Raw genomic sequence first — 8,821 nt, forward strand, 5'->3', positions numbered from 1 at the left:
AGCCATTACGGAGGGCGACCAAATCCTAATCGAAGGTGGCTCTGGTGCGGTAGGGCAGTTTGCCATTCAATATGCTAAACAACGCGGTGCCGATGTATTTACCACCGCTTCAAAGCGTAATCACAAGCTGGTAAAGCAGCTAGGTGTCGATGTGGTATTTGATTATAACGACAAAAAGTTACGCGACAAAATTCGCCGCGAGCTTGGCCCGCAAGGGTTTGACGCTGTAATTGATACTATGGGCGGTGAATCAACGCTTCGAAATATTGAATTAATGCGCTTTTGCGGGCGTATCGCGTGTTTAAACTCGCTGCCTCATTTTGATCAAGATTTAATGTACCACCGAGCGCCTAATATTAGCGTGGTGTCTATTGGTGGTGCGTGGCTTGCCAATAGTTTATGTGCACAGCAGCGCTTAAGTTTTATGGGCAATTTATTGCTTGAAGGCGCGCTATCGGGCGATATTAAAACACCGGCAATCACTGCGGTTGACTTTACTGCTGACTCAGTCAGTGCTGCCTTAAATAACCAAATAGCGGGTGGCTTTACAGGCAAACACGTTGTGCAAATAAGCAGTTAACGTTGCCTACCTTATTTTAAAAACGCAGCCCAAGTGGCTGCGTTTTTTTATGCCTAAAAAATAGCTTTTTATGAGTATGGGGCTTAATTGTTGCCAAATAGAGGTATTTCAGCGCACAAGTGTAAGCCTTTTAGTTTCAACAGTTTACGTCACCGTAAAGAAAATAAATTGAAAAAACTGTTAATTAATTGAATAGAGTAATTGATCTAAACTGATTTTTATGACGTAATGTAGGTATTATTTATCTGGTCGGATGAGTTCAATCATGAGTTTACGTACAAAATTAAAAAAAGTATTACCAAGTATTTCAATCACTGAACAAGAAGCGCTAGACGCGGGTGATGTGTGGCTAGAAGGGTCTATCTATCAAGGTAAGCCAGATTTTAGCGCACTACGCGATGTGCCGGCTGCTACCCTAAGTGCAGACGAGCAAGCATTCTTAGATGGCCCAGTACAAGAGCTACTAGGCATGATTGACGATTCAGTTATTCAAAACGGTATTCACTTACCAGATGACATATTAGAATTTTTGAAAAAAGAGCGTTTCTTCTCGCTTATCATTCCTAAATCGTTTGGCGGCTTAGAGTTTAGCCCTTATGCAAACTCGACTATTGTGGCAACCATTGCAACTAAAAGCTCTGCAGTAGCAGTAACCGTTATGGTTCCTAACTCTTTAGGCCCAGGTGAGTTATTACTGCACTTTGGTACACAAGAGCAGCAAGCGCATTACTTACCGCGTTTAGCGAACGGCAGAGACATTCCATGTTTTGCATTAACAAGCCCAGAGGCGGGCTCTGATGCAGGTGGCATTCCAGATATTGGTACTGTCACCAAAGGCATGTACAACGGCGAAGAAGTACTTGGCCTCGAGATCACATGGGATAAGCGTTACATCACACTGGCACCAATCGCTACGGTACTTGGTTTAGCATTTAAAGTAGTTGATCCAGAAGGTTTACTAGGCGGCAAAGAAAACTTAGGTATTACCTGTGCGCTTATTCCTAAAGATCACCCAGGTGTAGAGCTTGGCAACCGCCATGACCCAATGGGTATTCGTTTTTATAACGGTACTACACGTGGTAACAAAGTATTTGTACCAATGGACTTTATTATTGGCGGCCAGAAAAACATCGGTCGTGGTTGGCAAATGTTGGTTAGCTGTTTAGGTGCAGGGCGTGGTATTTCATTACCTGCACTAGGTGTAAGTACATCACAAGTGGCGTTTAAATCAGCATCTGAATACGCAGCAGTGCGTGAGCAGTTTGGTTTAGCAATTGGTCAATTTGAAGGTATTCAAGAAAAACTAGCAGACATTGCAGGTAAAACATACCTTCAAGAAGCAATGCGCGTGCTGACAACTGAAGGCCTAGGCATGGGCTTAAAACCATCGGTTGTTACAGCAATAGCTAAATACCACATGACCGAGCTTGGCCGCGACGTATTAGATTCTGCAATGGATATTCAAGCGGGTAAAGCGATTCAAAATGGCCCACAAAATACCCTTGCAAGCGGTTACGTAGCACAGCCTATTGCAATTACAGTAGAAGGCGCGAACATTCTTACACGTAACCTGATGATTTTTGGTCAAGGTGTTATGCGTTGTCACCCTTATTTACAATCTATGGTTGAATCAATCCATAGTGAAGATAAAGGTGCAGATAAAGAGTTTAACGGCATTTTGCGTAAAACAATTGGTTACAGCACAGCAAATAGCTTACGTGCGTTCCGTTTAGGTGTTTTACCTTTTACTGCAAGTGCAAACTCTGCATTACCAGAAGTACGTGAATACGAAAAAGCCGTACATAAACTATCTGCAAAATTAGCAGTGTATGCCGACTTCTCGTTACTCGTACTTGGCGGTAAATTAAAACAGGCTGAAATGCTATCAGCACGTTTAGGCGATGTAATGAGCTTTTTATACGCGGCAATGGCATCAATTAAGTATTACGAGCAAAAAGTAGCAAGCAGCGAGCGCGAGCAAGCAGCGCCGTACTTCCACTACGCGACACGTTTTGCACTGCAAAGCGCAGAAGAAGCACTGCATAAGTTTTTAGATAACTTCCCTGCAAGTGGTACTCGTAAGTTTATTCGTTTTGTAACAATGAACTACTCAACTAAAATGCCAAAAATTAGCGACGACTTAATTCGTGAATTAGCAAAACAAGCACAGCTTGATACCGCATTTAAAGCGCAAATTACGCATTTAGTTAAGCCTGTAGAAGGTGACGGTCATCACATTAACGAGCAAGCTTATAAAGCTAAAATGGCATCACTTGTTGAGCTGGCCAAAGTTAAAAAAGCGCTGCGCGCTAAAAAGATTAAACCAGGTACACGTTTTGCCATTACGCTAGATAACGCATTAGCAGCAAATGTAATTACTGCGGATGAACATGCGCAACTAATTGATTACAACAAAAAGCGTGAAAAAGCGATTCGTGTTGATGAGTTCGACTTTGACATGAACTTATTAGATGACAACGCACAACCAGTTAACCCACTTAAAAGTGTAGTTAATCAATAAAATTCAATGATGCAAAGCGCCCGCTGTATCGGCGCTTTTATTCTTGATTAAAAAATTAGTGTGGAGCCTCGTTTGTTTAAAACCAAGCGGGGCTTTTTTATGTGTGTAATATAGAGGCAGGGGTAATGGTGGCTCATTTGATGGTCGTTTTGCTTGTTCAATAAGAGTAGGTGTTTAGTTTATTTTCCATACTTTAAATAGAAAGCTCAACGCATTTAAGGCTTGTGTTTGAGTATTAGGAGCAACATTTTGTTGGTTGACTAAATGATTTAAAAAAAGTTCGACCTCATTGTCTCCCATCGTTGTTGGGTGCCTCATAGAGTTAAAACGAATAAACGAAGCTATCCAGTATAAATACGCCTTGATGGTACTTTTAGCATAATGCTTTAGATACATTTGTTCGGCTATCATAGTTAAAAAAGGTGATTTCATGATATGAATCTCTAGCAAAATTTAACTGTGTATATAGACAGTACTTGTTGTTTTGTCCAATATTACTGATCTCCACCATTTCGGTGTATTTTCGCACTGATTAAAAATAATTTTCAGTTAACTAATTGTTTACAGGTGTTTATTTGATGGTTAAGATAAATGCATTGTAATATATGGACATTTGTCGGTTTATAAAACGACAAATGTCGTAGACAAAATTGTTAGCTCTCTCGGAGGGGAACATGAGTGAGCCAGATTATTCAACATATTCAATGGAAGAGCTTCTTGATTGCCAAGAAATGATCGACCGAGAAAAGTGGCCTGAACGTTACCGAAGCATTAACGCTGCTATAGATGCAAAGATGAGCTCAAGCCCAGAGGAAAAAGCCACAAATAAGCAGATTAGGTTTACTAAATTTTGCTATGAAATATCAGGCGAGCTCTACTGGAGCCTAAGCGACGAATTCCTTGCATTTTGTTCAGCTTTTTCTCGTAAAAGCAGTGGGCAATTACCGAGCGCTGTTGCAGATGAAAAATGCCCAATTTGTCAAGGAAACATTGTCGGCAACAAAGCATTGTTGGGCTGGATAGTTAGGTGTGAGGCCTGTGAAGTGGCTGGTAGGATCCTTGATTACAGGAAGTACATTTGGTAACGAGAGCTAACAAGCAAATTAACACGACGCTCAGCGCTAAGCCAGTGTGTGCCTGGCTCGCAAGCTCGCAGTTTGGCACACACAGTCAGCGCGCTGTGCGCGCATTATGTGGGCGTTATGTTTACTAAGGAGAGTTCATATGGATATTCAAGAATTTATCACTGAAACTTTAAACCAAATTACTACCTCTGTTGAAAATAATTCATCAAGTCTAAACACTGATAACATAGCGGCTTATGAAGTTGCTGAACTTAAAAATATAAACACAGTTCAAAGTGGCTTTGTTACTTCTGTTGAGTTTGATATGGCAGTAACAGAATCCACTTCTAAAGATGGTGGCGCTAAATTATCAATTGCTGGTCTAGGTTCTGTTGGTGGTGATCTAGCTACTGGTTCAAAAACAGTTAGTAGAATAAAGTTTAGTGTTCCACTTCATATAAAACCAAAAAGCCAATAAGTATTAAAGTAAACATAAAAAGCTAATTAATAAGGACAATGCTCCTCACCCGTTTTAGTGGACACCTCCTCATCACTTTGAGGAGGCTAAAATGCCTAGATATACCCAACCTAGAAAGACATGGTTTTACACAGTTAATTTCAAAATCAAAGCAGTTGAACTAAGCTTACGAGACGATGTCATGTCAAAGGATGTTGCCGAGGCGCTAGATATTCATCCGTTAATGCTTAGTCGTTGGCGAAAAGAGTATCGAGAAGGTAAGTTTAAAAACGCGCCGCGCTATCAAAGCAACAGCAAAACAATGAGTAAACTCCCAACAAAAAAAGAGCTGGATAACATTCAAAAGCTTAAGAAAGAAAATGAGCGTCTTAAGCAGGAGAATGACCTGCTAAAAAAGTGGCAACGGTATCTGGCGGAAGTACATCAGAACGATTTGGATTCATCCAAAAGTTCGGACAATTCTTAGGTGTCAAATACTTGTGTTCTTGGCTTAATGTGTCGCGTAGAATCAAATAAACAAGACACCCATCTTAAATTTTGCATTTAACGCAATTAGAGGCTAGCTTTATTTAGTGCAAAAAATAAGCAGAGTGTCATATGGCAATTGCAAGAAAGCGACAAGTAAGTTTGGTTGATACAAAATACTATCACTGTATTTCACGGTGTGTTCGTCGTGCATTTTTATGTGGCGAAGACCGTTTCACTGGTCAATCTTACGAGCATCGACGAGGATGGGTTGAAGATAAACTGGGTGAATTAACTAAGGTATTTTGTATTGATGTGTGCGCTTATGCCGTAATGAGCAATCATACCCATTTAGTACTCTATGTAGATGATAAAAAAAAGATAATAAACAAGACACCCATCTTAAATTTTGCACTTAACGCAATTAGAGGCTAGCTTTTGTTTAGTGCAAAAAACAGGCAGAGTGTCTTATGGCAATTGCAAGAAAGCGACAAGTAAGTTTGGTTGATACAAAATACTATCACTGTATTTCACGGTGTGTTCGTCGTGCATTTTTATGTGGCGAAGACCGCTTCACTGGTCAATGTTACGAGCATCGACGAGGATGGGTTGAAGATAAGCTGGGTGAATTAGCTAAGGTATTTTGTATTGATGTGTGCGCTTATGCCGTAATGAGCAATCACACCCATTTAGTGCTGTATGTAGATGATAAAAAGGCAAATAGGCTGAATGATAAAGCGATTGTTATTCGCTGGCATAAACTCTGTAAAGGCACATTGTTAACGCAAAAATACATACAGGGTGAAAAGCTAAGTAAAGTTGAACTTATCTTTTTTAATCAAACAGTAAAGCAATATCGAGAGCGCCTATCAAGTATCAGCTGGTTTATGCGGTTGTTAAATGAAAACATTGCTCGCAGAGCAAATAAAGAAGATAACTGCACAGGGCGTTTCTGGGAAGGTAGATTCAAATCTCAAGCACTTCTTGATGAAGCAGCACTTGCAGCCTGTATGGCCTATGTCGATTTAAATCCCATTAGAGCTAAAATGGCTAACAAACCAGAAGAATCAGACCATACCAGTGTACAAAATCGCTTAACATGCGCGGCAGAAGGTAAACAACCTAAGCAGTTACTACGTTTTGCAGGTATGCCACGTCAGGTTATGCCTAAAGGGCTGCCGTTTGAGCTTAAATCGTACCTTGAACTCGTTGAGCTAACAGGGCGAGTAATGCTAGAAGATAAGCACGGGCATATAGATAATATGACCCTTCCTTTGCTAGAAAGGCTTAATATATCATCAGAAAACTGGTTAAAACTCACCACACAATTTACGCGCGTATTTCATGGTGCAGTGGGCAGGCCAGCCTCACAAAAAGGGTATTGCGAAAACTTAAACCGAAAGCGGCGAGCGAATATCAGTAACTGCGCAAAGTTATTCGCTTAGAGCCAAATCACTTTTTGAGCACTCCAACTACATAATGTAGGGATTTTTGTGGCTGGCATTTAAGCTTTATTTAGTAATACCTCTATTTTAAAACTCAAATTATTTTTGGACAGTTAAAAAACATAAATTCATTAGTTAACTTTAACTTTTTGTAATTTAGAAATTAAGGTGGGTGTCACGCTAAAAAGAAAGGGGCTTATGGGTGCTATCGTTTTATTAAAAATACCTTCTAATGTTAAACTATAAAAAATTAATAACTTAATATAGCTATGGCATTTTATCTTCCTCTTTTACAGCCTCATTTTAAACACATTGAAATGGGCGATACGCTAACATCGCTTTGGAGCGGGTGTGGCAGTATTGTCGAGTGCATGCTTGATGCCGAGCCATGTGTTATTAAAGCGATTAAAATACCAAGCTACATAAACCATCCAAAAATTAAGCAAAGCGAATTTGCATTAAAGAGAAAGCAGCAGTCTTATAAAGTTGAATATAATTTTTATAGGTTATACAGCGCGTACTTACCGACAAACGCTAAAAGTATTACCTGTATTAATGCAATTAATGATGGTGACGATTATGCGTTAGTGTTTAAAAACTTTACTCAATATGGTTTTGCTCAAGCAAGCTCCCAGCATATAAAGGCAATACTAAACTGGTTAGCATCTTTTCATGCCTTTAATTTAAATAAGCCTGCAAAGGGCTTATGGCAAGAAGGGAACTATTGGCATTTGAGCACACGGCCAGATGAGTTTAATAAGTTAAAACAAAGCGCTGACGAAAAGTCCGATATTAAAAATGCGGCTCATAAAATTGATAAAACACTGCAAGCATCACCCTACAAAACCTTGATACATGGCGATGCTAAACTTGCCAATTTTGCTGCAAATGAGCAAAGTGAAATTCTCGCTTATGACTTTCAGTATGTTGGGGCTGGGGTAGGGATTTGCGATGTAATGTATTTTATGACCAGCTGCTTAAACGACGAGCAGTTACATACCTGCGCCGATGAGTATTTACGTTACTACTTTAGCCAATTAAAAAATGCGCTTTTAGTGTATCAACCGCAAATAAATGCCGATGACGTGATTGTAAAGTGGCATGCATTATGGCCATTAGCTTGGGCCGACTTTTATCGATTTTTAGCGGGTTGGAGCCCAACTCATTTTAAAATAAATAGTTACATGATGGCGCAAGTAAATTTAACGTTATCAGATAACAACTTATAAACATAAAGTAGTGTGTCGCTTGCATAAATATCAAGCAAATCAATGCATTTTGGCACGATCTATGAAAACTTATTTAAAATTGCAGGTCAAATGACCTTTTTTAATATAAAATACCGCCAATTCTTGTATCAGTAGGTTTTTATCATGTCAATTCACGTAATTTCACACCCTCTAGTTCAACACAAATTAGGCTTAATGCGCGCTCACGGTATAAGTACTAAAAGCTTTCGTGAATTATGCTCTGAGGTAGGTACCTTATTAACCTACGAAGCAACTAAAAACCTACAGTTAGAAGATAACGAAATTACTGGCTGGGACGGCAACAAATTAAAAGTAGAGCACATTAAAGGCAAAAAAATTACTGTTGTGCCTATTTTACGCGCAGGCCTTGGCATGATGGATGGCGTAATGTCATTACTCCCAGCGGCTAAGGTAAGTGTAGTGGGCCTTGAGCGTAACGAAGAAACGCTTGAGCCAGTACCTTACTTTGAAAAGTTAGTAGGCAATATTGATGAGCGTTTAAGCTTAGTTATAGACCCAATGCTTGCAACTGGCGGCTCAATGATTGCTACTATCGATATGCTTAAAAAAGCAGGCTGTAAAGACATTAAAGTAATTGTACTGGTTGCTGCACCTGAGGGCGTTGAAAAAACATTAGCCGCTCACCCTGATATTGAGATTTTTACTGCCTCAGTTGATAGCCATTTAAATGAAAAGGGTTACATTATCCCAGGGCTTGGCGATGCAGGTGACAAAATTTTCGGTACGGTTTACTAAGGTTTAACAGTGCAAAATAATTCTACATTTTCTATAAAAACCATTTTAACCGGCGCCCAAATGTTGTTTGTAGCATTTGGTGCGTTAGTGTTAGTGCCTTTATTAACGGGGCTTGACCCAAGTGTCGCTTTGTTTACAGCGGGTATAGGTACTTTATTATTTCAGGTAGTGACGAAAGGCAAGGTGCCTATATTTTTAGCGTCATCATTTGCGTTTATTGCGCCTATTATTGCCTCAGTACAAATGTGGGGCGTACCAGCCA

At 39.8% G+C, this 8,821-nt stretch carries 9 protein-coding genes and 2 pseudogenes; 10 read left to right on the forward strand and 1 reads right to left on the reverse strand.

The window, feature by feature from the left end:
- Both L650_RS0101770 and L650_RS0101775 read left to right on the forward strand, forming a co-directional pair.
- The coding region (locus tag L650_RS0101770; RefSeq protein ID WP_029771964.1) for a zinc-binding dehydrogenase at window positions 1–580 on the forward strand (580 nt) is incomplete at its 5' end.
- A 265-nt stretch (window positions 581–845) separates the two neighbouring features.
- Complete coding sequence (locus L650_RS0101775) at window positions 846–3,101, forward strand: acyl-CoA dehydrogenase (protein ID WP_029771965.1); 2,256 nt, start codon at window positions 846–848, stop codon at window positions 3,099–3,101.
- Between the two features lie 174 nt (window positions 3,102–3,275).
- Here the strand turns inward: L650_RS0101775 and L650_RS0101780 are convergent, their stop codons facing one another.
- Window positions 3,276–3,533 carry a phage integrase N-terminal SAM-like domain-containing protein gene (locus L650_RS0101780; protein ID WP_004588699.1) on the reverse strand — a complete coding sequence of 86 codons (258 nt, stop codon included), beginning with the start codon at window positions 3,531–3,533 and terminating at the stop codon, window positions 3,276–3,278.
- Between the two features lie 242 nt (window positions 3,534–3,775).
- Between L650_RS0101780 and L650_RS0101785 the strand changes: the two genes are divergently transcribed.
- From L650_RS0101785 to L650_RS0101825, 8 genes and pseudogenes are all read left to right on the forward strand, one after another.
- Entirely contained in the window at window positions 3,776–4,186 is a 411-nt protein-coding gene (locus L650_RS0101785) for a hypothetical protein (RefSeq protein WP_085065397.1), read from the forward strand.
- Window positions 4,187–4,325: 139 nt separating this feature from the next.
- On the forward strand, window positions 4,326–4,643 hold the full coding sequence (locus L650_RS0101795; protein WP_029771970.1) for a hypothetical protein: 318 nt from the start codon (window positions 4,326–4,328) through the stop codon (window positions 4,641–4,643).
- A 91-nt stretch (window positions 4,644–4,734) separates the two neighbouring features.
- A pseudogene (locus tag L650_RS0101800) lies at window positions 4,735–5,147 on the forward strand (transposase); the annotation flags it as partial.
- Between the two features lie 93 nt (window positions 5,148–5,240).
- A pseudogene (locus tag L650_RS0101805) lies at window positions 5,241–5,486 on the forward strand (transposase); the annotation flags it as partial.
- A gap of 92 nt (window positions 5,487–5,578) precedes the next feature.
- Entirely contained in the window at window positions 5,579–6,553 is a 975-nt protein-coding gene (locus tag L650_RS0101810) for a transposase (RefSeq protein WP_029771973.1), read from the forward strand.
- A gap of 269 nt (window positions 6,554–6,822) precedes the next feature.
- Window positions 6,823–7,782, forward strand: coding sequence for a phosphotransferase (locus L650_RS0101815; protein WP_029771974.1), 960 nt, complete (start codon window positions 6,823–6,825; stop codon window positions 7,780–7,782).
- Between the two features lie 144 nt (window positions 7,783–7,926).
- On the forward strand, window positions 7,927–8,559 hold the full coding sequence (gene upp / locus L650_RS0101820; RefSeq protein WP_004586497.1) for a uracil phosphoribosyltransferase: 633 nt from the start codon (window positions 7,927–7,929) through the stop codon (window positions 8,557–8,559).
- A gap of 9 nt (window positions 8,560–8,568) precedes the next feature.
- A partial coding sequence (locus L650_RS0101825; protein WP_029771975.1) for a solute carrier family 23 protein occupies window positions 8,569–8,821 on the forward strand: 253 nt, incomplete at its 3' end.

This window comes from Pseudoalteromonas sp. TB51, assembly GCF_000498055.1.
In the GTDB taxonomy this organism is placed as follows: domain Bacteria; phylum Pseudomonadota; class Gammaproteobacteria; order Enterobacterales; family Alteromonadaceae; genus Pseudoalteromonas; species Pseudoalteromonas atlantica.

Bases quoted from the DNA above. Each gene is read 5' to 3' on its own strand.
- L650_RS0101775 (WP_029771965.1), top strand. From the start codon at position 846: ATGAGTTTACGTACAAAATTAAAAAAAGTATTACCAAGTATTTCAATC.
- L650_RS0101780 (WP_004588699.1), bottom strand. From the start codon at position 3,533: ATGAAATCACCTTTTTTAACTATGATAGCCGAACAAATGTATCTAAAG.
- L650_RS0101785 (WP_085065397.1), top strand. From the start codon at position 3,776: ATGAGTGAGCCAGATTATTCAACATATTCAATGGAAGAGCTTCTTGAT.
- L650_RS0101795 (WP_029771970.1), top strand. From the start codon at position 4,326: ATGGATATTCAAGAATTTATCACTGAAACTTTAAACCAAATTACTACC.
- L650_RS0101810 (WP_029771973.1), top strand. From the start codon at position 5,579: ATGGCAATTGCAAGAAAGCGACAAGTAAGTTTGGTTGATACAAAATAC.
- L650_RS0101815 (WP_029771974.1), top strand. From the start codon at position 6,823: ATGGCATTTTATCTTCCTCTTTTACAGCCTCATTTTAAACACATTGAA.
- upp (WP_004586497.1), top strand. From the start codon at position 7,927: ATGTCAATTCACGTAATTTCACACCCTCTAGTTCAACACAAATTAGGC.